Genomic DNA, 25765 nt, shown 5'->3' on the forward strand with positions numbered 1-25765 from the left:
AAACTTTAAGCTATGGGCTATAAGCTGATTATGCTTCGGTTAACATTTTCTCACCTGCCTCGATTGCTTCTTCGATAGAACCTTTAAGGTTAAAAGCTGCTTCTGGTAAGTGATCTAATTCACCATCCATAATCATGTTAAAACCTTTGATTGTTTCTTTAATATCTACTAATACTCCTGGAATTCCTGTAAACTGCTCTGCCACGTGGAAAGGTTGAGATAAGAAACGTTGTACACGACGTGCACGGTTTACAGCAAGTTTATCTTCTTCAGATAATTCTTCCATACCAAGAATGGCAATAATATCTTGTAATTCTTTATAACGTTGTAACAATTCTTTTACACGTTGTGCACAGTCATAATGCTCATCACCTAAAATTGATGCTGTTAAGATTCTTGATGTTGAATCAAGTGGATCTACCGCTGGATAAATACCTAGCTCAGCAATCTTACGAGATAATACTGTTGTTGCATCTAAGTGAGCAAATGTTGTTGCTGGTGCTGGATCTGTAAGGTCATCCGCAGGTACGTAAACCGCTTGTACAGATGTAATAGAACCCTTTTTAGTTGATGTAATACGCTCTTGCATCGCTCCCATCTCTGTCGCTAATGTAGGTTGGTATCCTACCGCAGATGGCATACGTCCTAAAAGTGCAGACACCTCTGATCCTGCTTGTGTAAAACGGAAAATGTTATCAACGAAGAAAAGTACATCTTTTCCTTGACCATCTCCAGCTCCATCTCTAAAGTACTCAGCAATTGTAAGTCCAGATAATGCAACACGTGCACGTGCTCCAGGCGGCTCGTTCATTTGTCCAAAAACGAATGTCGCTTTTGAATCTCTCATAGCCATTTTATCAACCTTAGACAAATCCCATCCACCATCTTCCATAGAGTGCATAAAGTCATCACCATATTTGATAATACCAGACTCAAGCATCTCTCTCAAAAGGTCATTTCCTTCACGTGTTCTCTCCCCTACTCCTGCAAATACAGAAAGTCCACCATGTCCTTTTGCAATATTGTTGATCAATTCTTGAATTAATACAGTTTTACCTACACCGGCTCCACCAAATAAACCAATTTTCCCCCCTTTTGCATAAGGCTCAATAAGGTCGATTACTTTAATACCTGTAAAAAGCACTTCAGACGAAGTTGAAAGATCCTCAAACTTAGGAGCATCTCTGTGAATAGAAAGACCGCTATCACCCGTTTTAGGTAAGTCACCAATACCGTCAATTGCATCACCAATTACGTTAAAAAGACGCCCATATATATCATCACCAATTGGCATTTGAATAGGAGATCCTGTTGCAACAGCATCAACACCACGGCTCAAACCATCAGTCGAGTCCATCGAGATGGTACGTACCGTGTTTTCTCCTACGTGAGACTGTACTTCAAGAATTAACTTGTTTCCGTTATTATTAACTTCAAGACTATCGTAAATCTTTGGAAGCTCTGCTCCATTTGCAAATTCAACATCTACAACTGGCCCAATGATCTGTGCAACTTTTCCTGTACTTTGTGACATTTTAAGTATTTCTTTTTTAGTTATCTACGGGTGTAAAAAGCACCCTTTTTTTCAACGGTGCAAAGATAGTTTTTTCTGCGGAAATATAACACGTTTAAAATAGGGATTTTTTGACAGAGATTTTCTTCTGAAATTTTAAGGGTGTAATATTACTGCCTCATTAAAACTTATAGCAGTAAAAAGCTATTAATTAACAGACTCACAAAGCCCTTTAATATTATCTTTAAAAAGCATCAACACCTTATCCATCAATACACAATCTCTATTCACGTCTCTTCCGTCAATTTCTACCATCGGTGTTAATTCGCCCATAGTACCAGTGGCAAATGCACCTTCAGCATTTATAAATTCGCTTAGAGATAAATCTGCTTCTTTTATTTTAACACCGTTGTTTTTGCATAAATCAATCACCGTATTTCTTGTAATTCCGGGCAAGCATGCGTGTGCAAATGGCGTATAAACGGTGTTATTTTTTACCATAAACACATTACTCCCATTTAGCTCTGCCACAAAGCCTCGCTCGTCTAGCATTAAGCCTGCATCTTTTCCAGCTACATTTGCTTGGATTTTTGCAATGATATTATTGAGTAGATTGTTATGATGAATTTTACTGTCTAAAAATTGTGGTGCATTTCGTCTTTGGCTTGAGCTTATTACTTTAATTCCACTCTTATTATCATAGACTAATGGTTTCCATTCCGCTAGAACTATAAGACAAGAACCGCTTTGATTTAAACGAGGATCCATTCCACTTGTAATTTTTTCTCCTCTTGTCAAAGTAAGCCTAATATGGGTATCGTCGTTCATCCCGTTAGCATCGAGCGTTTGTTTAATTGCTTTTTTAATTTCGGTTTTTGATGGAATATCTACAAACGCTAGTGTTTTTGCGCTTTCATGAAGCCGCGTTAAGTGCTTATCTAAACATACTATACCTTCTGGGTATACGCGTAATCCTTCCCAAACAGCATCACCACCTTGTACAGCACTATCAAAAACCGATATTTTTGCTTCATTGCGATGAAATAACCTGTCTTTAATATACACTTGAATATTATCATTTTTAGGATTGGGTTTCTGTAGCATTTAGTCGTTTTTAAGAATATAGTTTTTTAAAATATTGTAATAATCTAAGGCTTCATCAAGCACCGGCAGTAATCTTTCTGGTATTTTTTGTTTAGTGGATTTTTGAACTGAAAATTCTTGAGAGTTATGAACGTTTTTATACCAGTGTTTTGCCCAAACACCGTCTTCGGGTATGCCTCCTTTTTTCCACTTCAGCATCTTTTCAGAAAACGGAATCTTCAACTTTTCGCATATCTTTTGAAGATATACCTTTGGGCTTTTAATAAGCTCGTCACTATCTATAATGAGTGGCACATTTCCGCTTTGCGATAAAAAAGTAAAAAGTTGGCTGGCTTTTTTTATCCCTATGTCATCAATTGTTGGATTTTCAATCACTTTTGAAAATGAAGTTAGCAGTTTTTGAGGATGCCTAATAAGAATGATGTTTTCCCAATTTAAAATAAATTGTGGTTTATTACTTAAATAATGATGCGCCATTCCTTTAATAAACACATCTTTTTTTAATGCTTGTTTCTCTATCTGTGCAATTATTTTTTCTTCGGAAATTTCCATGGATTTAAAAATCTCATTCTCGGAAGGATGCTTAACTCGTTTATCTTTATTATGCAAATAATAGGCGTAAAAAGGCTCGTCTAAAACTTTTATATTCTTTCGTTGTGCAAAAGAATACATTAATGCAGTGGATAAGTTGCGAGGTCCCGCGATGAGATTGAAGATTTTCACTCTTTAAAAATAACCGTAAATTCCCGAAAATAAAAATAGGGTTTAAGAGCAACTTTAGGGTATAAAAAAAGAGCAAAAACGATTTGTTTTTGCTCTTTTAAAATTATATTTATTTGCTATTCTACAGTAACTGACTTTGCCAAGTTACGTGGTTGATCAACATTTTTATTGAGCATTACCGCTATGTGGTAAGACAATAACTGCAAAGGAATTGTAGTTACAAGTGGGGTTAAAGTCTCAGGGGTTTTAGGAACTTCCATGCAATAATCTGCTAGTTCTTTTACTGCGGTGTCACCTTCTGTTACAACTGCAATAATTTTACCTTTTCTTGCTTTAATTTCTTCAATGTTGCTTACTACTTTTCCGTAATGATCACTATTGATTGCTATAACAACAACTGGCATGTGCTCATCGATTAAGGCTATGGGCCCGTGTTTCATTTCGGCAGCTGGATATCCCTCTGCGTGTATGTATGAAATTTCTTTTAGCTTTAATGCGCCTTCAAGTGCTACCGGAAAATTATATCCTCGACCTAAATACAGAAAGTTAGTTGCATCTTTAAACACTTTTGCAATTTCCTCAATGTCGTCATTACTTTTTAATGCTGCTTCAACATGTGCAGGAATCATTTCAAGCTCACGCAAGTACATCATATAATCTGTTTTTGAAATTGTGCCCTTCACTTTTGCAAGTTTTAAGGCAATCATTGTCAATACAGTAATCTGTGTTGTGAATGCTTTTGTTGACGCTACACCTATTTCTGGTCCTGCATGAGTATATGTGCCGCTGTGAGTTTCACGAGAAATCGTAGAACCCACTACATTACAAATCCCATAAACAAAGGCACCTTTTTGCTTTGCTAATTTTATTGCCGCAAGAGTATCTGCTGTTTCTCCACTTTGAGAAATTGCTATAACAACATCTTTTTCAGTAATAATTGGGTTACGATACCTAAACTCACTCGCATATTCTACCTCAACGGGGATTCTTGCCAGATCTTCAAATATATATTCGGCAACTAACCCTGCATGCCATGAGGTACCACAGGCAACAATAATAATTCTATCTGCGTTTACAAACTTAGGGATGTATTCCTCAAGTCCGCCTAGTTTAATAATCCCTTTATCTGCAAGCAACCTGCCTCTATAGGTATCTTTAATTACAGATGGTTGCTCGTATATTTCTTTTAACATAAAGTGATCGTAACCACCTTTTTCAATTTGCTCAATATTTAATTGAAGTTCTTGAATAAAAGGTTTCACCTCTTTATCATTACCAATTTTCCTAACCTTAACGTCTCTACCTCTTCTAATAATAGCCATTTCTTCATCTTCAAGATAAATAGCATTATTTGTAAATTCTATAAAAGGAGAAGCATCACTAGCAACAAAAAATTCATTATCACCTACACCTATTGCAAGTGGACTTCCCAACTTTGCAACAACAATTTCATCTGGTTTATTTTTATCAAAAACGGCAATTGCATACGCACCTACAACTTCGTTGAGCGCTAATTGTACTGCTTTACCAAGTTTTACGCCTTCTTCCTTTTTTATTTCTTCGATTAAGTTTACTAAAACTTCAGTATCTGTATCTGATTTAAAAGTATATCCTCTATTAATAAGTTCCTTTTTTACAGAAGCATAATTTTCAATAATACCATTATGAATGATAACTAAATCACCACTGTTAGAGTAATGAGGATGTGAGTTTACATCGTTAGGTACACCATGAGTAGCCCATCTTGTATGTCCAATTCCTAGAGTACCTTTTTTTGTGATTTCTTTAGAAGCACGCTCCTGAAGATCAACCACTTTTCCTTTAGTTTTGGCTAATTGAATTTGTGTTCCATCATATAATGCAATACCAGCACTATCATATCCTCTATATTCTAATCTTTTGAGACCGTTAATAATTACTGGATAAGCATCTCTATGACCTATATAACCTACAATTCCGCACATAGTTAATTAATTAGATTCGGTATAATAAATTTGAAGTTTTAGTCTTTTTCCCTCGTTTACAGATGTATTACCATGTAACACTGTTCCTTCATGCGATATTACTGAACTTGATGGAATTTCTGTAACCCCTGGCGCAATAGCATTTTCTAAATCTTGAAATGTAGGAGTTCCCACATTCTGAGAAACGACCAAGCCAAGAGCGACATTAGTTGAATCATTATGAATTAAGTTACTCAAGTGATTTGTAATTCTAATCTTATAGAAATCGCCATTTCCATCACTATCTCTTTCTAACCTCCCCAAATGTGTGGTGTAAGAATCTATGGGGTCATTACCAGATGTAGTGTCAAGAGCATAATCAATTAAGGCTGAGCTATTTTTAACATCATAAATTAATATACGCTCTGGCTCGCTTGAACCTCCATCAACTATATCTTTATCTACATAAAAAATTAAATTCGCCTCATTAATCAGCCACTTTTCTGCTCTCATTTGGTCTAATTCATCTGGCACTCCATTTTCATCATTGTCTGGTCCAAAAAGCTCAAGAATAGTCATTACTCCATCTTCCCCTTTTACATATAACCTATCCTCACCTTCAACAATATTAGGATTTGTTAAGTTTGCATCAATAATCCCAGGATATTGAGTCTCTAATGTATTTACATTAATTGCATCAAAATTAAAAGTCAACAATTGACTAATAGTATCAATCACAGCTACATTATTTACAGTTGTTTCTTGTGTTATTGAATAATGCATATCAATTTTTGCATTAGATAAATCAAACTTTGTTAAGTTATCGTCACTTCCATCTACTTTAAAATACAAACCCCTAAGGTAGTCTCTAAAGTTATTGTTATTAAGTAACTGCGGAGTCCCTTCCATTGCTACAATGTTATCCATAAAATACTGATTAGGTAAAAATGTACGTATTCCTGGACCAAGTCTTGTAATAATTGAATCTGGTTGATTTCCTGAATCATCAATTTCAGGAACCACAACTGTTGTAAAGCCCTCATCACTTATTATAAAATCTTCAATAGCATGAATTAATTCACCTTGAAAGTTATCAAAAGTACTTCCTTGATTTGCATAATAGTTTTGAGCTTCTTCAAAGCCTGTCTCTGGATCAAAATCCCTTAAAAAATATTCAGATTCAAAAATTGAAATATCAATAGGCGCAGTTCCATACACTGAATCTAACTCATATGTAACAACATCATCAGTAGTTGTTGCTTCACTAAAAAAAGGCATATACAAAACAACACTATCCATTGACACAAAGTTATCAAATGTTGGGTTTGTAGTACCTAATGTAATTTGAGCTAGTATGTTTGCTTTAGTTTGTCCATAAACGGGATCGTTATAAATACCTAATTGGTATATAGGTAATCCATTTGATTGTATTGGAGATATCTTTCTGCTATAAGAAATTATCGATTTTGATTCATCTAGCGTTGCGTCAATATTTTGATCTCCAATAATTTCAGAACCTATAGTTCCCAAATCCTCTTCACAAGATGCCAAAAATATAAAGGCACCAAAAATTGCCAATAAAGCTGGCAATACATTTTTTATTTTCATTCTTTTCTTTTTTTCTTTTTTTTCTGCAGAAATGTTACATGAATTAAAATATGTATGATTCATATAACATTTCCGTAGAAAAAACTCAAAATATATTATTCAGCTAATAATTTTGATTCGTAAAACTCAATATATTCTCGCTCCATATCCTCCATTTCTTGATAGGGCAATACCGGTATGTCAAGACCATCAATATGTTTCACCAATTCATCTGAAATATCTTTAGACCCTATGATCACTGCGTCAGAATTATTAATAGCAACCTTCATTACATTCTCATACGTAGGCTCATCAAGTTCTTTAATAGCATCATCATCAATAGCATCAAACCTAATTTTATCACCTACATCATGATTTAACGTATTACTAAACCCTTGATTGTACACAGATGTAACAATTTTACTGTTTTCAAACAATGGTTCATTTCCGTAGTAATTACGAAGATATAGTGGTAAAAAACTAGCTAGCCAACCATGAACATGTATAATGTCTGGTGCCCAGTTTAATTTCTTCACAGTTTCAATAACTCCTTTCGCAAAAAATATAGCACGTTCATCATTGTCTGGAAAATAATTTCCATCCTCATCAGCGTATGTTGCTTTTCTTTTAAAATAATCTTCGTTATCAATAAAATATACTTGCATACGCTCCTTTGGGATCGATGCAACTTTAATTATTAATGGCATATCAAGATCATTGATAACCATATTCATTCCACTTAGCCTAATGACTTCATGTAATTGATGGCGACGCTCATTGATGTTTCCATAACGAGGCATAAAAATTCGAATCTGTCCGCCATTTTTATTAACCATTCTCGGGGCCTCAAACGACATGGAAGAAATCTCTGTTTCTGGTAGGTATGGTATTACTTCAGAAGAAACATACAAGACTCTTTTATCTTTCATAAATGTACTTTATTAGCTAGGTTCTTAAAAAATGCAAAATTACGAAAATTTATGCAGATTGCTTTCAATAACTTAATTTTACAAACTCATTAAGATTCTCCTATGAAGGTATTTACCAACGCAGAAAATTTACGCCAAGCTTTAATGGCTCAAAAAGACAAAAAAACTATAGGGTTTGTACCTACTATGGGTGCACTCCACAAGGGCCATCTTTCCTTAGTTTCACAAGCACTTTCTGAAAACGACTGTGCTGTTGTGAGCATTTTTGTCAATCCCACGCAATTTGATAACGCTGGAGATCTAAAAAAGTATCCACGAACACTAGATAAAGACGTTGCACTTTTAAAAACGTTACAAGGCACTGTATATGTTTTTGCTCCTACCGCTAATGAATTATACAATAATGCTATTGTTTCTAGACATTTTAATTACGGTCCTATTGCAAAGGAAATGGAAGGAAAACATAGAGATGGTCATTTTGATGGTGTGGGCACAGTTGTTTCGTTACTTTTAAAGGCAGTTAATCCTAATAAGGCTTATTTTGGACAGAAAGATTTTCAACAATTACAGATTGTGAAAAAACTTGTTGAACTTGAAAAATTATCAGTAAAAATAATAGGGTGCCCTATTGTAAGAGAAGAAAACGGCGTTGCTATGAGCTCTCGTAACAAAAGGCTTACAAAAAGTCAATTTGAAGCCGCTACCGTTATTAGCAAAACTTTAAAAGAGGTTAAAGATAATTTTGAAAAAATGTCAATCCCACAGCTCAACGCATTAGCTAAGCAGCGTTTTAAAGATAATAAGCATATTGAACTAGAATACTTTGAAATCGCTAATGAAGCAACCTTAAAAACAGTGCAACGTAAAAGAAAAGGAAACAAATACCGTGGATTTGTTGCTGCTTTTGCTGGTGAAGTTCGGTTAATTGATAATATGCATTTGTAGTTATGATGAGTAAAAATTATGCTCTTCGGAAATGTTAAATACTAGGAGGCTTTTTATGTTTCATTTTTATTTATAATCTACGACTCATTTCCGAAGTTAAAAAAATTTAGTTCATCCCTTTAAATATCATTTTATTATTTTTTTCTGAATTCTTAATTTAATTTATCTTTGCCCCATGTTTATACACGTAGTAAAATCAAAGATTCACAGAGTTAAAGTAACAGGTGCAGACCTTAATTATATAGGGAGTATTACCATTGATGAGGATTTGCTCGATGCAGCAAATATTGTTGAGGGTGAAAAAGTGCAAATTGTGAATAACAATAATGGCGAACGTCTTGAAACATACGCTATTCCTGGGCCTCGCGGAAGTGGAGAAATTACATTAAATGGTGCAGCAGCCAGAAAAGTAGCTCCTGGGGATATTCTTATTCTAATTACTTATGGTATGATGACGAAGGAAGAGGCTCTTAAGTTTAAGCCTTCGCTTGTGTTTCCTAACAAGGATAATCTCCTCAAGTAATTTGAACAAAACACTCTCAAAAATACTCAAGATTGCCATTCCATTAGGACTTGGCATTTTTTTAATTTGGTATATATATCAGCAATTTACTCCTAGTCAACTTAAAGAAACTAAAGAGCATTTTAAAAATGCTCATTATGGTTTTGTAGCGCTATCTGTATTATTGAGTATTTTAAGTCACCTCTCTAGAGCATATCGCTGGTCATTTATGTTACAGCCACTAGGCTACACGCCTAAATTAGCTAATAATTTTATGGCTATTTCTGTAGCTTATTTAATGAATATTTTTATTCCTAAAAGCGGTGAAGTATCACGAGGAATAATACTTGATAAATATGAAAACATTCCGTTTGAAAAAGGGTTTGGCACCATAATTTCAGAAAGGATTGTAGATCTTTTGTTTTTACTTGCATTCACTGGACTTGCCTTATTTCTTAAATTTGACGTGCTTTACGATTACGTTGTTTCGAGCATCCCTCCCAGTTTTTTATATAAAGCTGTTATTGCATTTGTGATTTTTACAGCTCTTGTTTTATTATTTCTGAAATTTTCAAAATCAAAGATTAACACCAAAATTAAAAATTTTGTCATCGGACTAAAGGACGGTGTTTTAAGCGTTGTAAAAATGAAGAAAAAAGGCGCTTTCATCTTTCACACATTTTTAATATGGGGGTTGTATCTTCTATCATTTTATGTTGCTACAAAAGCACTAGATGAAACTACAACAATAGGTTTTGGCACCATTATAATTGCTTTTGTTGTTGGGAGTTTTACTTTTGCATTTACAAATAGCGGATTTGGCACTTATCCTGCAGCAATCGCAGGAATTTTAGTTTTATTCTCAGTCCCTATTACAGCCGGAACAGCTTTTGGGTGGATTGTTTGGACATCAAATATTGCTTCCATTTTAATATTTGGAGTTTTATCTTTACTCTTATTGCCTATTTATAATAAGAAAACGTAATTTTTATAAGAATTTAATTTTAAATCTATTAATAGTACAAAAAAGAAACACTGCTATTTATAAAGCCAATGTTTTAATTAAATCCCTGTTTTGTTCTGCCCAATTGGCTAAACAACTTTCTGAAGACTCTATATTTAATTTTGATGCAATACCCTTTTGAATTCGTTCAATCTTCTTGTTAGAAAATTCTAATTTTTGAGCAACTTTTCTTTTGTTTTTATAAAAGCCAAAAAGTGTCATTATCTGGATTTCTTTATCTGAAAGCATTTCAATATTATTTAAATTATTCTTATCGCTTTCTGTGTCTAGAATTTTTTCGCAAATGCCTTTTTCACCACCAAGAACAGCGTGTAAACTTGACAACATTTGCATTGCTGTACCATTTTCACAAAAACAGCCATGTATATTAAGCGAACGAGCCATTAAGAGGTTTTCATAAGATGGCTCATCAAAAATAAGAATACATTTAGTTTTAATGTTTTTTGAAGCGATCTCCTTCACAATCTCGAAAGCTGAAACATCTCCTAAACAAGATTGTAAAATTGCTATGTCTGGCTTTTCTCTTACAATGTACCTAAGTGTGCGTACTCCTGTAGAGAGTGTTTTTATTACTTCGCAATCTAAAATAGACATTGTTGTAGCAATAGATGCTTGACGCAACTTGTCTTTATGAGCAATGATTATTGTACTAGATTTCATAATTAATAATGGTTAGTTAGTTGAATAGCTACCTCCTTAATAAGAAAACAAATTCCTATTTAAGATATTTAAAAACAAAAAAATGTCATGAAATACCATATTTATGGTATGAAATAAACATTGGGGAAGTTAAAAAACCAGGATTAATAACTAATTAAACAGTCTCTGGAATAATAATAGATTTGTTGTACGTATAAATGTACATAATTTTGAGGGTGTTTGAAAGACAAATTTCCTACAAAGTAATTAAAACAGGTAGTTTTACGGGGGTTAAAATCTATTTATTAATGATGAAGAGTAATTTTTACTCTTTATGTTAAATATTAAACCTTTTCAATGTTAATTGCCATTTTAGTCTTTTTTAGTAATTTCTTTAAAAAAAAGCTGGTAATGTTATTTCATTTCCGAAAAAAATATTAATGGGTTAAAACAGTTGTAATCATGCTTAATTTAAAAACGATTTTTTTGATTGAAATATAACAACCTAAAATTTTATTATCTTTCAGCAATCTATAAAACAATACTCCAAAAAAACATTCAATACTCATTAATAAACACTGCAATTGCAGATTAAAGGATGAAAAAAACAGCGCTACTCCTACTTCTTTTCTTAATTTCTATTAATATTTCAGCTCAAGTTACATACGAGGAGTTTTCCTCAGACAAGTTGGGAGAAACACGAAAATTAAAAATTCAACTTCCCCGTAATTATGATGATAATGAACTCAAAGTATATCCTGTAGTTATTGTACTCGATGGTGATTATTTATTTGAACCAGTAGCTGGAAACGTAGACTATTTTTCTTACTGGGAGGATATGCCTGAGTCAATAGTAGTAGGTGTTATGCAAGGAGGGACTCGTTATGATGATTGTGACTATGATGATGATAATGGATTACCCGCAGACAAAGGAGCAGATTTTTTTGAATTCCTCGGGTTAGAATTACTTCCTTATATAGATCAAAATTATCGTACGGCAAAATTTGTAATTGGAGTGGGACATGATTTTACCGCAAACTTTTTAAATTATTATCTTTTTAAAGATCCTCCATTATTTAATGGCTATATAATTTTAAGCCCAGATCTTGCTCCACAACAAACAGGTCGTTTAGCTGATAGAATCCCAGCAATTGAAAGCCAACTTTTCTACTATTTAGCAACTGGAACAGATGATATTAAAGGACTTATGGAGGGAACCGAAGCTCTGAATGCCGCATTAAAACCTATTGAAGCCAAGAACTTCAATTATTACTATGACAACTTTGAAATGGGAACACATTACTCTTTAGTGGGTAGAGGAATACCCAACGCTCTAGAAAAAATATTTGCGGTATTTCGCCCTATAAGTAAGCAGGAATACAAAGATGTTTTAATGAAATTAGAAACTCCTATAAGTGATTATCTCATAGAAAAATACCAAACCATTGAAGACCTCTTTGGTCTAACAAACCCTATTCGTGTTAATGATTATATAGCAACGGCGACGGCTTCTGAAAAGAAAAAACAATGGGAATCCCTTAAATCTATTGCAGAAATGGCAACTAGAGAATATCCCGAAACTGTATTAGGACCTTATTACATGGGGCGCTACTACGAAGAAGTTGGTGAGCCTAAAAAAGCCATGCGTACTTTTCAAGGTGCGTTTGACAAAGAGGAAGTGGACTTTATCACTATTGATATGATGCTAGACAGAGCAGATAATATAAAAAGTGAATTTGGTTATTAAAAAAACCCACTAAAAATGGGTTTAAATATTTAACTATATTTTTTAAGCCGAAATTAATTGTTTCACCTTTTTTGTATTCAATGAAACTGGCTTGTCATCAATGAAGTGATCATCAATATTATTTAAACTACCTAAAAAAAGTTGATTGAAAAAAAATCTATGTTCTTCAATTAACGATGGCTCAAGGATGTTCATTTATTTATTTTTTTACAGTAGTTTTATAATGCTACAAACTTACTCTTCTATTTTCAAGACCTTCTAAATTAAATGTTATTTTATAGTTACTTAAAAGTTAATATGGTATTTTAAAATAGATTAACTCATTAAACATAAATAGCGGCTGTATTTTATTTTAAATCCAGCCGCTAACTTAAAAAATTACTCTTTGACAATGCTTTTAGTCATAGACCCGTTATCTGTGATAATTGTTATAAAATATCCCGCACTATTTAATACCGAAATATCTAGAGAGACTAATTTATGTTGAACATTCAATTTCTCTGATATTAATTTTCTCCCTTGTAAGTCATAAATATGAACTTCGGAAATTAAACTTCCATTTACACTCAAAATATTGATACTATCTTCTGCTGGGTTGGGATAGACTACAAAATTATTAATTGAAACATTTTCAATATTTAAAACTTCTTCTTCAATAAACTTTAGGATAAAACGATTATTAAATGTCCCCATTGAACTATTGAATGTATAACTTCCATCTATAAGGTTAGTCATAATTCCTGTTACAGTATCTACTAAATATACTTGCTCATTTTCAATTAGATCACCCTCTAAGTCAGCTATTGAAATTGTATAGCTCGCATTATCCTGAGCTAGCTGTGTTGAAAAACCAACTGGTATTGCCATCGTGTTTTCAAAAGAACCAAGTGATTGTATTCCTAGCTCAAAACTTCCATCTTGTAAATGAGAATATATACCTAAGAAGGTTGCTAATCGACGACTATCATATCCCTTATCTAACATTTCCGAAGCATTTTCAGAAAAACCTATCAATGTGGAGCCATTAATTTCCCACTGTTCGTTAGTGATATTTAACCAAATTTTATTTGTATTGTTTGATGTGCGTAACGTTGTATTTCCATTTAATCTGCGCATTGTATTATTAAATGTTACTGTTCCTGCAGCATTAGCTTTTACTGCAAACCCTTGTGCCGTTGCAATAAGCCCATTTGGTTTTGTATTATTTTCTGATGTGTCACTAGCAGCTTTTACACCCCCCATTAAATTATACATTGAAATATCTTCCATTGAAAAATTTGCACTGTTGTAGCCTGGTAAAGTTCCATTTGGCTCGGTTAGATGCTCCCAGAAATATACCTCATCAATTTCAGGGTTTACAGTAATGAAGTCATCAGCTAATATTGCTGAAGCATATGGATTTGCAATCATATTTGGACTACTGTTTTTATTTGTATGAAAAAGCAGCGGAGTAGTTATAACACCATTATTTAGCGTTCCGTTATTATAAGTAAGGTCAAATGCACCACCCGTTGAAAGGTCAGGCTGTGGTTGTACAAAATAACCCTCGGCAGGATTTAAAACTCCTGTTTGTGTTGACCAGTTATCCCCATCATCATCAGCAAAATTTTCGGCCATTGGAAATGCTGCAGCAACCGTAGGATCTGGTATAAAATTATTTGTATTATGTTTTAAAACTCTAAATGCGTCTACAAAAACTCCATCTCGAGACTCATTACTCATAGGGCTTCCCATAATCATAAAATCACGAGGGTCAATGTTAGGAGTTGTCACATTCACATTTATAGTTCCATTATTTGTAGTCACTGCTGTGTCATCCCTCTGTACAATGCTTCCTTGATGTTCCACATTTAATGTTCCATTAACTAAAATATTGCTTGTAACTTCAAGATAATTTCCTGCCGTAATGGTTAAAGTTCTACCAGTTTCTATAGACACACTACATGCTTCTAGATTTCCATAAGGCATCATCGTTGCAGGATCTATTGTTGTCGCTGTATTATAATTAGCTCTTATAATAGCATTCATTGTATTATCTGGAATACCATTATTCCACTCACCACTAATAAATTCGGTCGTTTCTACACAGGGTGGTAACGGTGCTGGTATAACACTTACATCAAAAGTATATTCTCCAGCAAAAATTTCTCTTGTTGAAGCTCTCATTTTTAGAATAGTTCCAGCTTCTACGTTGAATAAAGAGCCATCATTAAAAAAACAGCTTATTTGATTTCCCTCACAGCTATCAAAAAATGCGATAGATATGGAGTTATCTACATTATTGACTTGAATCTCACCATCAACTGGCATTGTCATTTCATACCACACGTCTAGATAATTTATTGTATTATTATTCTCACAAGTAATCTCACTGTCATTTGAAGCCCCTCTTAATTCAGTAGTGATAAATACGGGATTTAATGTGCTCAAATTTATAGTTGTTGCATTTGAGCAGTTATCATTAGGTTCCTGCTCGAAAGCCTGAATTGAAAAACTTGAGGCATTTGCAAAAAGTTCTCGTTCAGAATATCGAAGAGTATATGTTGTGTTTGCAGTAAGACCACTAATAACAGAATCATCTACATCGCAAGATAATTCTGTACCTCCACAGCTATCATAAATTGTAAAATACTCCGAATTTGGAACATCGGTAATTACAATATTTCCAGTAACAGGCATTATAAATTCATACCAAACATCTAGAAATTCTATATTAGCATTCGTTTCACATTCTGTAATTAAAAATGGATCTTCCTCACTTGCTGCTCTAAAATCTGTACTATATGTACTTATACCAGTAGTTGTCACAGTTATAGTTTCTCTGTTTGAACAGTCATCATTTGTAATAGACTCAAAAGCTTGGATTGAAAAATCTGAGACATTTGCAAAAAGTTCCCGCTCAGAATATCGAAGTACATAGTTAGTTCCTGCTGTCAGCCCGTCAATGATTGAATCATCAACTTGGCATGAAAGCTCTTCCCCTCCGCAGCCATCATTCATAGAATTAACACTAAACAAAGTGATAAACTCAGTATTTGAAATACCTGAAATTACAACATTACCAGTAACAGGCATCGTAAACTCATACCATACATCAAAAAATTCTATCCCAGCATTTGTTTCACAACCTGTAACAAATAAAGGGTCATCCTCACTTGCTGCTCTAAAATCTGTAGTATAAGTATTCATACCTGTAGTTGTCACAGCTATTGTTTCTCTATTTGCACAGTCATCATTTGCAACGGTCTCAAAAGCCTGGATTGAAAAATTTGAGGCATTTGCAAAAAGTTCCCGCTCAGAATATCGGAGTATATAGTTGGTTCCTGCTGTCAAACCCCCAATAACAGAATCGTCAACTTGGCACGAAAGCAGTTCTCCTCCACAACCATCACCAGCGAGATTAACACTAAACAATGTAATATACTCGGTATTTGGAATACCTGAAATCACAACGTTACCAGTAACAGGCATCGTAAACTCATACCATACATCAAAAAATTCTATCCCGGCACCTGTTTCACAATCTGTAACAAATAAAGGGTCATCCTCACTTGCTGCTCTAAAATCTGTAGTATAAGTATTTATATCTGTAGTTGTCACAGCTATTGTTTCTCTATTTGCACAGTCATCATTTGCAACAGACTCAAAAGCCTGGATGGAAAAATCTGAAATATTTGCAAAAAGCGCTCGCTCAGAATATCGAATTATATAAGGAGTTCCAGCCGTCAAGCCCCCAATTACTGAATCATCAACTTGGCATGAAAGCAATTCTCCTCCACAACCGTCACCCATAGCATTGACACTAAATAATGTAATATATTCGGTATTTGGAACATCGGTAATTACAATATTACCCGTAACTGGCATTGTAAACTCATACCATACATCAAAAAATTCTGTCCCGGAACTCGTTTCACAATCTGTAACAAATAAAGGATCATCCTCAGTTGCTAAAGCAAAATCTACTGGAGCAACCGTAATTGGTGCAGTAGTACTTACTGTAATTAAAATTCTATCTGAACAGTCATCATTTACAGGAGCCTGTGCGAATAAAAAAGTAAAAGAAAATAAAAGCCCGAGTGAGAGTAATAATTTTTTCATAATAAAGAATTAAAATGTTAGAGGTTTTTCGGGGAATATCTAAACTAATCAAAAGTGCGTGAACATTGCTTTTCTTTTAGTGAACACATCTTTTTTTTAGTGAACGCATATTAATAGCTTCGGAAATGCAACAAACATTTCACTTTAAACCATTATTTAAAGAGATAATAGCGGGATAATTTTCTTAAAATTTCCGAAGAACATCTCCTTTTACTACACCTAAAATAGTACTACTTTTACACCTATGGCAAAAACCAAAACTACCTTTTTCTGTCAAAACTGCGGCAGCCAATATTCAAAATGGCAAGGGCAATGTACTTCCTGTAAAGAGTGGAACACTATTGCCGAAGAAGTTATCCAGAAAGCCGAAAAGGTTACATGGGAAGTGGGAGAAGCAAAGAAGGCAGTTTCAAGTAGAAGCCGTGTAGCAAAACCCCTTAAAATTTCAGAAATAAACTCAAGTGCCGAGGCAAGGATGAACACCCAAAACGGAGAACTTAACAGAGTTTTAGGTGGTGGATTAGTTCCCGGAAGTTTAACCCTCTTAGGTGGAGAACCCGGAATTGGGAAAAGTACTTTAATGCTCCAAATTGCATTGCAGCTGCCATATAAAACGTTGTATGTCTCAGGTGAAGAAAGCGCTACACAAATTAAAATGCGCGCAGAAAGAATCCATCCAGATTCTGAAAACTGCTATATTTTAACCGAAACAAAAACACAAAACATCTTCCGAAATATTGCTGAAATGGAGCCCGATATAGTCGTTATTGATTCCATACAAACACTACATACAGATTATATTGAAAGTAGTGCTGGTAGTATATCTCAAATTAGAGAAACCACAACCGAGCTTATCAAATTTGCGAAGGAAACCGCTACGCCCGTTATTTTAATTGGTCACATTACAAAAGATGGTAACATCGCAGGCCCTAAGATTCTGGAACATATGGTGGACACCGTACTCCAGTTTGAAGGCGACAGAAATCATATTTATAGAATTCTTAGAGCAAATAAAAACCGTTTTGGAAGCACTAATGAACTAGGTATTTACGAAATGCAAGGCAGCGGACTTAGAGAAGTTGCAAACCCTTCGGAAATTTTAATCTCCAAAAATGAAGAAGATTTAAGTGGTACTGCTATTGCTTCAACATTAGAAGGAATGCGGCCATTAATGATTGAAATTCAAGCATTAGTTTCTACTGCAGTTTATGGTACACCTCAACGCAGCGCCACAGGTTATAATGCAAAACGCCTTAATATGATTCTCGCCGTTCTTGAGAAAAGAGCCGGTTTTAAACTTGGTGCTAAAGATGTTTTCTTAAATGTAACGGGTGGGATTTCCGTAGATGACCCAGCAATAGATCTTGCGGTAGTTGCAGCTGTTTTATCCAGCAACGTAGATATAGCAATTGACAAACGAATGTGTTTTGCTGCCGAAATAGGCCTGGCTGGAGAAGTCCGCCCTGTAACAAGAGTGGACCAACGAATCCTTGAAGCCGAAAAGTTAGGCTTTGAAACCATCATCATCTCAAAATATTGCAAACTCCCTAAAGAAACCTATGGCATTCAAATTGTAAAAGTGGCAAAGGTTCACGATGTGGTAAAGCATTTGTTTGCGTAAAACTATTTTAAAATCTGTGTGATAGAGTTACGATATTCCGATGGTTTATAGCCCGTTCTTTCTTTAAAAAGTTTATTAAAGTGAGAAAAATTATTGAATCCGCTTTCAAACGCTATATCAGTGATGCTTGAATTTTCTTGAGACAATAATTTACAAGCGTGAACAACCCTAAACTCATTTACAAACTGTGTAAAAGTTTTTCCGGATTGCTTTTTAAAATACCTACAATAGGCAGGGATTGTCATATTCACTTCTTCGGAAATTTCTTCAAGAGTAATGGTTCTTTTAAAGTTATTTTGAACAAAATTATATATTTGGTTTATACGCTGGTTATCTTGTTGTTTTACCTCTAGTATAAATTCCTTAGCATTTAATAACTCATATTCATCGGCATCTGCCATCATTTTTAAGATAGCAAGAAGTTCTATCAATCGTTCAAAACTATCTAATTTCTCTAACTTTTCCATTCGCTCGCCTATCAATTTTTTAGCATTTCCGAAGAAAGAGATTCCCATTTTGGCTCTTTCAAACAATTGCTTTACCCGTTCCATTTCAGGAATGTCAAAAAACTCATTACCGAGAAAATCTTCTTTCATTTGTACCACAACTTCAGAGACATTACGTGTCATTCTATCTATAAATCCAGAATGTGGCAATCCAGATCCTATTAATAGAAGTTTTCCTCCTTGATAACAGGAAAGATGGTTACCTACATGGCTTTTCCCGCTTCCGTCTTTTACATAAACCATTTCTATTTCAGGATGAAAATGATAAAATGGAATACTGTTTTTCCAAGCTTCATCAAAAACTCTCAGCGTAAAAGAGCTTCCAAAAGAAGGATCTATTCTCTTAAAAGATGCTTTGTTATTTGTATTCATAGCTCATTTTTATCTGTTTAGAGCAAAATTAATTAGGGCATAAATCTTAAACGTATGCGAAATTACCCCATATCTATACAAAATTAACCTATTTAACTTCAGTACTCCCATAAAGAGTTAATATAGCATAACTATTGGTAAATTATGATGTAGTCTAAACTAGCAATGCCCTCTACATTTGTATCATCAATTATTAACAACTTAATTGAAAGTATTAATCTAAAAAATTAAGCGCTATGAAAACAACAAAAAAAATGAGTTCAGTAGTAAAGGTGTTATTGTTTGTTTTTTTAATAGGAACAACAAATACGCTATTAGCAAACGGAGAAAATCCAAAACTTACAATTTCAAAAGAGAATGATAAATCTTTCGCAATTGCTTTTGAAAATCAGAAAAAACTTGATGTAAAAATTACTTTTAGAGACGCAGCGTCTGTTATACTTTTCAAAGAAACAGTTAAAGACGTAAAGCAATTATCTAAAACATTTGATCTTAAAGGGTTACCTGACGGGAAATACTTTCTAGAAGTAGAAAACAAAAAAAGTGTTTACAATCAATTAATTACAATTAAAAACGAAAAGTTATTTTATAATGAGGCAGGCGTAACAACCATTAATAAACCTGTAACTTATGTAAAAGAAGACACGCTATATGTTTCCAGCAATATTGAAAAAAATGTGGCTGTACAAATTACTATTTTTAACAATGTAGGTGAAATTGTTCATCAAGAAACATCTACTGTACAAAACAACCTGAACAAGAAATATATATTTCTAGATGGTCGCCCAAATGACTATAAGGTTTCGGTTAAATACAACGGACTTACTTTTAACCTATAGTTCGATTAAGAAGCCCTGAGCATAAAAGATCTCAAATTTTACACATTGTAAAGTTTGGGATTTTTTTTATCTATTAATTATAAATTTCAATAATAGTCTAGATTTGGATGCTATTCTATTATGCTAACGTACATTTTCATCATAAATTTGGTTCAGTTTTTGAGTAAATAGCATTGATGAAAAAATTTGGCATCTTTTTAATATTCCTGGCGCTCATTGCATCATTAATTTATTTTCTTTATCCAAACGCCACAGATATCATTACAAAACCCAGCGCAAGAGAAGCCTACGAGCGCGAGTTTCAAAACACCGACCAATTATTTAACAAGTGGAAACTACTTTCTGAAATTTCAAAAAAAGATAGTTTACAAGTTGAAATCCCATTTGCAGAAAGCGGCCTTTTTTCTTCGGAAATTTTAAAAATTTTCACTTTTGAAGTTTCATTAAAAAGAGGCGAAATATTTCACGCTGAAGTCAAAACAGAAATTGACAGTATTCAAGTTTTTATGGAATTATTTGAGCAGAAAAATGATTCGGTCTCAACTTTCATTTCCATTCAAAGTAATCGTCCTAATAAACTTAATATTTCCGAAGAAATTAAAGAAACTGGCATTTACAAAATACACATTCAGCCAGAGATTTTTGCAGATTCGCCTTTTCAGCTAAAAATTTATACACAACCACAATACGCATTTCCAGTTGTTGGTAAAGATAACCGGGCGATACAGAGTTTTTGGGGAGCAGATCGCGAGGGCGGGAAACGAAGCCATAAAGGCAATGATATTTTTGCAGCGAGAGGCACTCCTGTGGTTGCTATTACTGATGGAATAGTTTCTTCAACCGGCAATCGAGGATTAGGTGGAAAACAAGTGTGGTTACGAGATGGGATTTTTGGACAGTCGCTTTATTACGCCCATCTGGATAGTATTATTGCTCGGCAGGGACAGCGTGTGAAAATTGGTGATACACTAGGTTTGGTAGGAAATACTGGTAATGCACGCACAACTCCGCCACACCTCCATTTTGGAATTTACACAAGCGGTGGCGCTATAGATCCCTATCCATTTATTAAAATCTCTGAAATTCCTAAAGACGAAAAACCACTTTCATCAAGTTACGGCGTAATTAAACCTCAAACTTCTAAATTGCTTCAAAACCCAAAGAGAAAATCGGCCGTGTTACAAAATTTAAAACGTACCGACACTATTTCCATCTTTGGTAAAAGTGGTTCTTATTATCATATTACTTCTGGAGATACATTGCGAGGTTTTATCCTTGAAAGAGACGTTAAGGAACTTTTTTTAAATTAACAGTTCGTTAAAACATTCCAAATTAGAAACTTTTATCTTTAGTAACATAAAGTTTTGAAATTAAAAACTTACTACTCACTACTAAAACTAATTCCTATGTCCATATTCAAAAATATTAAACAAACTTTCTCCGTATTAAAATCGGTTGATATTGCTGCTATTGCAAAACTTTCTCAAAAAATAGATTTAGGCGAGGTAATGAAAACCGTTGGTGAATTAGACGACCGCCAAATGGCTGGACTTATGCGAATGCTAAAAACCAAAGCCCGAAAAGGACAGCATAATTTACCTCCTATTGATGGCGATTTTTATGATTTAAGTTTAAAACTCACTCCGCACCAACGTGAAATTCAGTTAAAGGTGCGCCAGTTTATGGAGAAAGAAATTAAACCTATTGCAAATGATTTTTGGAATAGAGCTGAATTTCCACACCACATCATCCCAAAAATGGCCGAGTTAAATATTTGCGGATTAGCTTATAAAGGCTATGGATGCCCGGGCGAAAGTTTTTTAATGGAAGGAATTATGGCAATGGAACTGGCTAGAATAGATGTGTCTATTTCTACATTTTTTGGCGTGCATTCCGGATTAGCGATGGGAAGTATTTACCTCTGCGGAAGTGAAGAACAAAAACAGGAATGGCTCCCAAAAATGCAAAAAATGGAAGCAATTGGAGCCTTTGGCTTAACCGAACCAAATGTGGGTAGTGCCGTAGCCGGCGGAATGGAAACCACTTGTGAATTGATTGATGATGAATGGGTTATAAACGGTCAAAAAAAATGGATAGGAAATGCCACCTTTAGCGATGTAACTATTATCTGGGCGCGAGAAAAGAAAACACATGCAGTAAAAGGGTTTTTAGTAAGAAAAGGAAATCCAGGTTACAAAGCCGAAAAGATGGCAGATAAAATGGCCCTAAGAACCGTACAAAACGCATTAATAACCTTAACAGATTGCCGTATTCCAGAAAGTGATAGATTACAAAAATGTGATCATTTTAAAGACACCGCTCAAGTGTTAAAAATGACTCGAGCAGCCGTTGCTTGGCAAGCGGTGGGATGTGCCCGAGGCGCATATGAAAATGCCCTAAAATATACTAAAAAAAGAGAGCAGTTTGGAAAACCTATTGCACGTTTTCAGTTAATTCAAAATCATTTGGTGGAGATGGTAGCAAATCTTACTGCAATGCAAACCATGTGTTTTAGATTAAGTGAAATGCAAGATCAAGAAATAATGACCGATGAGCACGCTAGTCTTGCAAAAGTATTTTGTTCAATGCGCACCCGTGACGTTGTGAGCCGCGCTAGAGAAGTAATGGGTGGAAATGGAATATTATTAGAACACAACGTAGCACGTTTTGTAGCAGATGCTGAGGCAATATATAGTTACGAAGGAACAAAGGAAATTAACTCTCTAATTGTAGGAAGAGCTATCACAGGGTATAGTGCTTTTGTGAGTTAAAGTAATAGTATTTTTACAAAAAGCTTAAAAGCGTTTGCCTACATTGAATGAATACAATAGATTACGATTACATAATAATAGGAAGCGGCTTCGGCGGTTCAGTAAGTGCGTTGCGGTTATCAGAGAAAGGATACAAAGTATTAGTAATTGAAAAAGGCAAATGGTACAAATCAAAAGATTTTCCTAAATCTAATTGGAATATTAAAAAATGGTTATGGATGCCCAGTTTACGGTTTTTTGGGATTATGAAGTTGTCCATTTTTAGACATATTGCCATAATCTCTGGAACGGGTGTGGGCGGTGGTTCTTTAGTCTACGCAAACACGTTGCCTACCCCTAAAACAGCCTTCTTTAATTCAGGAAGTTGGAAAGACTTAAATGATTGGGAAACAGATTTAAAACCCTATTACAAGGAAGCACTGAGAATGCTGGGAGCTACACAAAACCCAAAAATATTTGATGGCGATAAAGGACTGAAAAAGGTTGCCGAAGATTTAAATATCCTTAAAAAATTTGACACCACTCGTGTAGGTGTTTACTTCGGAAAAGCTGCTGAAACAGTAAAAGACCCCTATTTTAATGGCGAAGGGCCAGATAGAACTGGCTGTACTTTTTGTGGTGCGTGTATGACAGGTTGCAGGTATAATGCAAAAAACACATTAGACAAAAATTACCTCTATCTAGCACAAAAACAAGGAGCAGAAATCTTAGCAGAACAAGAAGTGTATAATGTACAACCCTTCGGAAATATGAATGGGTCTGAAGGTTATGAAGTTTCATTAAAAAGAAGTACTCGCATTTTTGGGAAGCATCAAAAAATCACCGCGAAAGGTGTCATATTTTCGGGAGGCGTTCTAGGGACTGTAAAATTGTTATTAAAACTGAAGCAGAAATCGTTGCCTAATATTTCAGAAAAAATTGGGGAAGATATAAGGAGTAATAACGAAACTTTGATAAGTGTTTCGGGATTAGAAAAAGATAAAAATTTCTCAAAAGGAATAGCCATAGGTAGCATTCTCGACACAGATGAAAATAGTCACTTAGAAATTTGTAGATACGGCGAAGGTTCTGATGCTTGGAAACTCGCGCACTTGCCTTACGTTACTGGATCTAATGTGTTTTCCCGTTTATTTAAAACATTCATAAAACTTTTAAAAAACCCTGTTGACTATTTTAAAATTTATTTTGTCAACGGTTGGGCAAAAAACACAGTAGTATTGCTATTTATGCAAACGCTTGATAGTACTTTAAAATTTAAGAGGAATATTTTCGGAAAAATGACATCAACTGTTAGCATGGGTAATGCACCCACACCGTTTATCCCAGAATCTATTCAATTAGTAAAGGCGTATCAAAAAGCAATTAATGGAGTAAGTACTTCATTTGCACTAGAAACCTTGGCAGGAATACCCTCAACAGCCCACATTCTTGGCGGTGCCGTAATGGGAAAAGATAAAACTACGGGCGTGATTGATAAAGACAATAAAATGTTTGGTTATAAAAACATGTATGTTATTGATGGTGCGATGATTTCGGCAAATCCTGGGGTAAATCCTTCACTAACTATTACTGCCATTGCAGAAAGAGCGTTGGATAAATTTCCGAAGAAAAATAATACGCTTATTTCATAAAAGGCTTATGTCAAAAAAGAAAAACACAGACTCAAAACTTCAAGGCATCAACCGCATCACAGTTGATGCTACTATTGAGTTGACAGATCTAGTTGAGAATATGCATAAACGTATTGTGCATCCGCCATTTCTGCCTTCTACTCCCGTACAGCATTTGATAACCAATATTGCTGGAGTTGTTTATAAGAATATTCGCTGGGGTACAAAACTTATGGGTAATGGCGCAGATAGAGCTTTACGACAATTTGCACCATATATTAGCGATATAAAATCTACTGAAAAGAGAGAAGGAATTAGATCTGTTTTAAATGGTCTGGTGGGTGATTATTTAAAACGAACTGATAATCCGCTACAAATAGAAATGCAATTTAAAAACAATGGTAAAAATATTAATCTCACTAAAAAGGGAATATCTAGAATTTCCCCAAAGGTCGGCAGCAGTATCTTATTAATGATACATGGTTCATGCTTAAATGATCAAAACTGGTCACACAATAAACATAATCATGGGGCAGTTTTAGCAAAAGACTTTAATAAAACACCTGTATATCTTAAATACAATAGCGGATTGCACGTCTCAGAAAATGGACAACAGCTTAATACTTTTTTAAAGAAATTATTTTCTAAATGGCCCGTCCCTGTTGAAGAAATTAGGGTTATAGCTCATAGTATGGGCGGCTTAGTTTTAAGAAGCGCGCTCTATTATGGCCAAAAAGAAAACCAAGTGTGGACCAAAAGCACCAAACAAATTTTCTTTTTAGGAACTCCGCATCAAGGCGCTCCTTTAGAAAAAGCTGGTAACTATGTGGAGGTACTATTAAATACTATTCCTTATGCAAAGCCTTTCGCGCGCTTGGCAAAAATTAGGGGCGCAGGCGTAACAGATTTGCGCTACGGAAATTTACTGGATGAAGATTGGCAAGATATTGATCAACATAAAATAAAAGGTGATAATAGAACGCACGTTCCGTTACCTGTAAATATTGACTGCTATACTATTGCAGCAGTAACAAGTAAAGAAACTACAAAAAGAATGAAGCTATTACAAAGTGATGGAATGGTGGATTTAAAAAGCGCATTGGGGAGGCATAAGAAATCTTCTAAAAATTTAAAGTTTCAGAAAGAAAAAACGTTAGTTGTCTATGGTTGCAACCACGTTGAATTATTAAGCAATCAAGAGGTTTTTGTACAACTACAAAAATGGTTTGTAAATTAAAGTTTGCAAACGCATAAAATCCCAAAGGCTATTTTTAACCTATGGGGTTTTA

General features: G+C 34.5%; 20 protein-coding genes. 10 read left to right on the forward strand and 10 right to left on the reverse strand.

Annotation, left to right across the window (positions count from 1 at the left end; translation table 11 throughout):
* Nucleotides 1–28: 28 nt before the first annotated feature.
* From atpD to GB234_RS00750, 6 genes are all read right to left on the reverse strand, one after another.
* Complete coding sequence (atpD, locus tag GB234_RS00725; protein WP_151892592.1) at nt 29–1534, reverse strand: F0F1 ATP synthase subunit beta; 1506 nt, start codon at nt 1532–1534, stop codon at nt 29–31.
* A 186-nt stretch (nt 1535–1720) separates the two neighbouring features.
* Nucleotides 1721–2617 (reverse strand): aminotransferase class IV, encoded by an 897-nt coding sequence (locus GB234_RS00730; RefSeq protein WP_151892593.1) that lies wholly within the window; start codon nt 2615–2617, stop codon nt 1721–1723.
* Nucleotides 2618–3340 carry a sulfotransferase-like domain-containing protein gene (locus tag GB234_RS00735; protein ID WP_151892594.1) on the reverse strand — a complete coding sequence of 241 codons (723 nt, stop codon included), beginning with the start codon at nt 3338–3340 and terminating at the stop codon, nt 2618–2620.
* 116 nt (nt 3341–3456) lie between these two features.
* Entirely contained in the window at nt 3457–5304 is a 1848-nt protein-coding gene (glmS, locus tag GB234_RS00740) for a glutamine--fructose-6-phosphate transaminase (isomerizing) (protein WP_151892595.1), read from the reverse strand.
* A 6-nt stretch (nt 5305–5310) separates the two neighbouring features.
* Nucleotides 5311–6891 (reverse strand): BamH family beta-barrel-assembly machinery protein, encoded by a 1581-nt coding sequence (gene bamH, locus GB234_RS00745; RefSeq protein ID WP_172966820.1) that lies wholly within the window; start codon nt 6889–6891, stop codon nt 5311–5313.
* 95 nt (nt 6892–6986) lie between these two features.
* A complete protein-coding gene (locus tag GB234_RS00750; RefSeq protein WP_151892597.1) occupies nt 6987–7799 on the reverse strand; it encodes a glycogen/starch synthase in 813 nt (270 codons plus the stop codon).
* 102 nt (nt 7800–7901) lie between these two features.
* On the opposite strand from GB234_RS00750, the gene panC reads away from it, so the two are divergent.
* The 3 genes from panC (at nt 7902) to GB234_RS00765 (ending at nt 10231) form a co-directional block, all read left to right on the forward strand.
* Nucleotides 7902–8744 (forward strand): pantoate--beta-alanine ligase, encoded by an 843-nt coding sequence (gene panC, locus GB234_RS00755; protein ID WP_151892598.1) that lies wholly within the window; start codon nt 7902–7904, stop codon nt 8742–8744.
* Nucleotides 8745–8919: 175 nt separating this feature from the next.
* Nucleotides 8920–9267, forward strand: a complete 348-nt coding sequence (gene panD, locus GB234_RS00760) for an aspartate 1-decarboxylase (RefSeq protein ID WP_151892599.1) — start codon at nt 8920–8922, stop codon at nt 9265–9267.
* A gap of 1 nt (nt 9268) precedes the next feature.
* On the forward strand, nt 9269–10231 hold the full coding sequence (locus tag GB234_RS00765) for a lysylphosphatidylglycerol synthase transmembrane domain-containing protein (RefSeq protein WP_151892600.1): 963 nt from the start codon (nt 9269–9271) through the stop codon (nt 10229–10231).
* A 57-nt stretch (nt 10232–10288) separates the two neighbouring features.
* On the opposite strand, the gene GB234_RS00770 is transcribed toward GB234_RS00765, so the two are convergent.
* Nucleotides 10289–10930: an ANTAR domain-containing protein gene (locus GB234_RS00770; RefSeq protein ID WP_151892601.1), complete on the reverse strand. Its 642-nt coding sequence runs from the start codon at nt 10928–10930 to the stop codon at nt 10289–10291.
* A gap of 577 nt (nt 10931–11507) precedes the next feature.
* Between GB234_RS00770 and GB234_RS00775 the strand changes: the two genes are divergently transcribed.
* A complete protein-coding gene (locus GB234_RS00775) occupies nt 11508–12656 on the forward strand; it encodes an alpha/beta hydrolase (RefSeq protein WP_151892602.1) in 1149 nt (382 codons plus the stop codon).
* Nucleotides 12657–12698: 42 nt separating this feature from the next.
* Here the strand turns inward: GB234_RS00775 and GB234_RS15020 are convergent, their stop codons facing one another.
* On the reverse strand, nt 12699–12851 hold the full coding sequence (locus GB234_RS15020; protein ID WP_172966821.1) for a hypothetical protein: 153 nt from the start codon (nt 12849–12851) through the stop codon (nt 12699–12701).
* Nucleotides 12852–13034: 183 nt separating this feature from the next.
* On the reverse strand, nt 13035–16757 hold the full coding sequence (locus tag GB234_RS00780; protein WP_151892603.1) for a T9SS type A sorting domain-containing protein: 3723 nt from the start codon (nt 16755–16757) through the stop codon (nt 13035–13037).
* Nucleotides 16758–17001: 244 nt separating this feature from the next.
* On the opposite strand from GB234_RS00780, the gene radA reads away from it, so the two are divergent.
* Nucleotides 17002–18378: a DNA repair protein RadA gene (gene radA, locus GB234_RS00785; RefSeq protein WP_151892604.1), complete on the forward strand. Its 1377-nt coding sequence runs from the start codon at nt 17002–17004 to the stop codon at nt 18376–18378.
* 2 nt (nt 18379–18380) lie between these two features.
* Here radA and GB234_RS00790 read toward each other — a convergent pair whose 3' ends face one another.
* The gene (locus GB234_RS00790; protein WP_151892605.1) at nt 18381–19256 is read right to left on the reverse strand and encodes an AraC family transcriptional regulator; all 876 of its coding nucleotides are present in this window, start codon (nt 19254–19256) and stop codon (nt 18381–18383) included.
* A 236-nt stretch (nt 19257–19492) separates the two neighbouring features.
* Here GB234_RS00790 and GB234_RS00795 point away from each other — a divergent pair, with 236 nt between their 5' ends.
* The 5 genes from GB234_RS00795 to GB234_RS00815 all read left to right on the forward strand — a co-directional run bounded on the left by GB234_RS00795 (nt 19493) and on the right by GB234_RS00815 (nt 25713).
* Nucleotides 19493–20095 carry a T9SS type A sorting domain-containing protein gene (locus GB234_RS00795; RefSeq protein WP_151892606.1) on the forward strand — a complete coding sequence of 201 codons (603 nt, stop codon included), beginning with the start codon at nt 19493–19495 and terminating at the stop codon, nt 20093–20095.
* A gap of 176 nt (nt 20096–20271) precedes the next feature.
* The gene (locus GB234_RS00800; protein ID WP_151892607.1) at nt 20272–21405 is read left to right on the forward strand and encodes a M23 family metallopeptidase; all 1134 of its coding nucleotides are present in this window, start codon (nt 20272–20274) and stop codon (nt 21403–21405) included.
* A 96-nt stretch (nt 21406–21501) separates the two neighbouring features.
* On the forward strand, nt 21502–22866 hold the full coding sequence (locus GB234_RS00805; RefSeq protein ID WP_151892608.1) for an acyl-CoA dehydrogenase family protein: 1365 nt from the start codon (nt 21502–21504) through the stop codon (nt 22864–22866).
* A gap of 47 nt (nt 22867–22913) precedes the next feature.
* Nucleotides 22914–24497, forward strand: coding sequence for a GMC oxidoreductase (locus GB234_RS00810; protein WP_172966822.1), 1584 nt, complete (start codon nt 22914–22916; stop codon nt 24495–24497).
* A gap of 7 nt (nt 24498–24504) precedes the next feature.
* On the forward strand, nt 24505–25713 hold the full coding sequence (locus GB234_RS00815) for a lipase family alpha/beta hydrolase (RefSeq protein ID WP_151892609.1): 1209 nt from the start codon (nt 24505–24507) through the stop codon (nt 25711–25713).
* Nucleotides 25714–25765 lie beyond the last annotated feature (52 nt).

Source organism: Patiriisocius marinistellae (genome assembly GCF_009014635.1).
Taxonomy (GTDB): Bacteria; Bacteroidota; Bacteroidia; order Flavobacteriales; family Flavobacteriaceae; genus Patiriisocius; species Patiriisocius marinistellae.

Bases quoted from the DNA above. Each gene is read 5' to 3' on its own strand.
- GB234_RS00805 (WP_151892608.1), top strand. From the start codon at position 21,502: ATGTCCATATTCAAAAATATTAAACAAACTTTCTCCGTATTAAAATCG.
- GB234_RS00770 (WP_151892601.1), bottom strand. From the start codon at position 10,930: ATGAAATCTAGTACAATAATCATTGCTCATAAAGACAAGTTGCGTCAA.
- GB234_RS00730 (WP_151892593.1), bottom strand. From the start codon at position 2,617: ATGCTACAGAAACCCAATCCTAAAAATGATAATATTCAAGTGTATATT.
- panD (WP_151892599.1), top strand. From the start codon at position 8,920: ATGTTTATACACGTAGTAAAATCAAAGATTCACAGAGTTAAAGTAACA.
- panC (WP_151892598.1), top strand. From the start codon at position 7,902: ATGAAGGTATTTACCAACGCAGAAAATTTACGCCAAGCTTTAATGGCT.
- GB234_RS00750 (WP_151892597.1), bottom strand. From the start codon at position 7,799: ATGAAAGATAAAAGAGTCTTGTATGTTTCTTCTGAAGTAATACCATAC.
- GB234_RS00810 (WP_172966822.1), top strand. From the start codon at position 22,914: ATGAATACAATAGATTACGATTACATAATAATAGGAAGCGGCTTCGGC.
- glmS (WP_151892595.1), bottom strand. From the start codon at position 5,304: ATGTGCGGAATTGTAGGTTATATAGGTCATAGAGATGCTTATCCAGTA.
- radA (WP_151892604.1), top strand. From the start codon at position 17,002: ATGGCAAAAACCAAAACTACCTTTTTCTGTCAAAACTGCGGCAGCCAA.
- GB234_RS00815 (WP_151892609.1), top strand. From the start codon at position 24,505: ATGTCAAAAAAGAAAAACACAGACTCAAAACTTCAAGGCATCAACCGC.
- GB234_RS00775 (WP_151892602.1), top strand. From the start codon at position 11,508: ATGAAAAAAACAGCGCTACTCCTACTTCTTTTCTTAATTTCTATTAAT.
- GB234_RS00790 (WP_151892605.1), bottom strand. From the start codon at position 19,256: ATGAATACAAATAACAAAGCATCTTTTAAGAGAATAGATCCTTCTTTT.
- GB234_RS00780 (WP_151892603.1), bottom strand. From the start codon at position 16,757: ATGAAAAAATTATTACTCTCACTCGGGCTTTTATTTTCTTTTACTTTT.
- bamH (WP_172966820.1), bottom strand. From the start codon at position 6,891: ATGAAAATAAAAAATGTATTGCCAGCTTTATTGGCAATTTTTGGTGCC.
- GB234_RS00800 (WP_151892607.1), top strand. From the start codon at position 20,272: ATGAAAAAATTTGGCATCTTTTTAATATTCCTGGCGCTCATTGCATCA.
- GB234_RS15020 (WP_172966821.1), bottom strand. From the start codon at position 12,851: ATGAACATCCTTGAGCCATCGTTAATTGAAGAACATAGATTTTTTTTC.
- atpD (WP_151892592.1), bottom strand. From the start codon at position 1,534: ATGTCACAAAGTACAGGAAAAGTTGCACAGATCATTGGGCCAGTTGTA.
- GB234_RS00795 (WP_151892606.1), top strand. From the start codon at position 19,493: ATGAAAACAACAAAAAAAATGAGTTCAGTAGTAAAGGTGTTATTGTTT.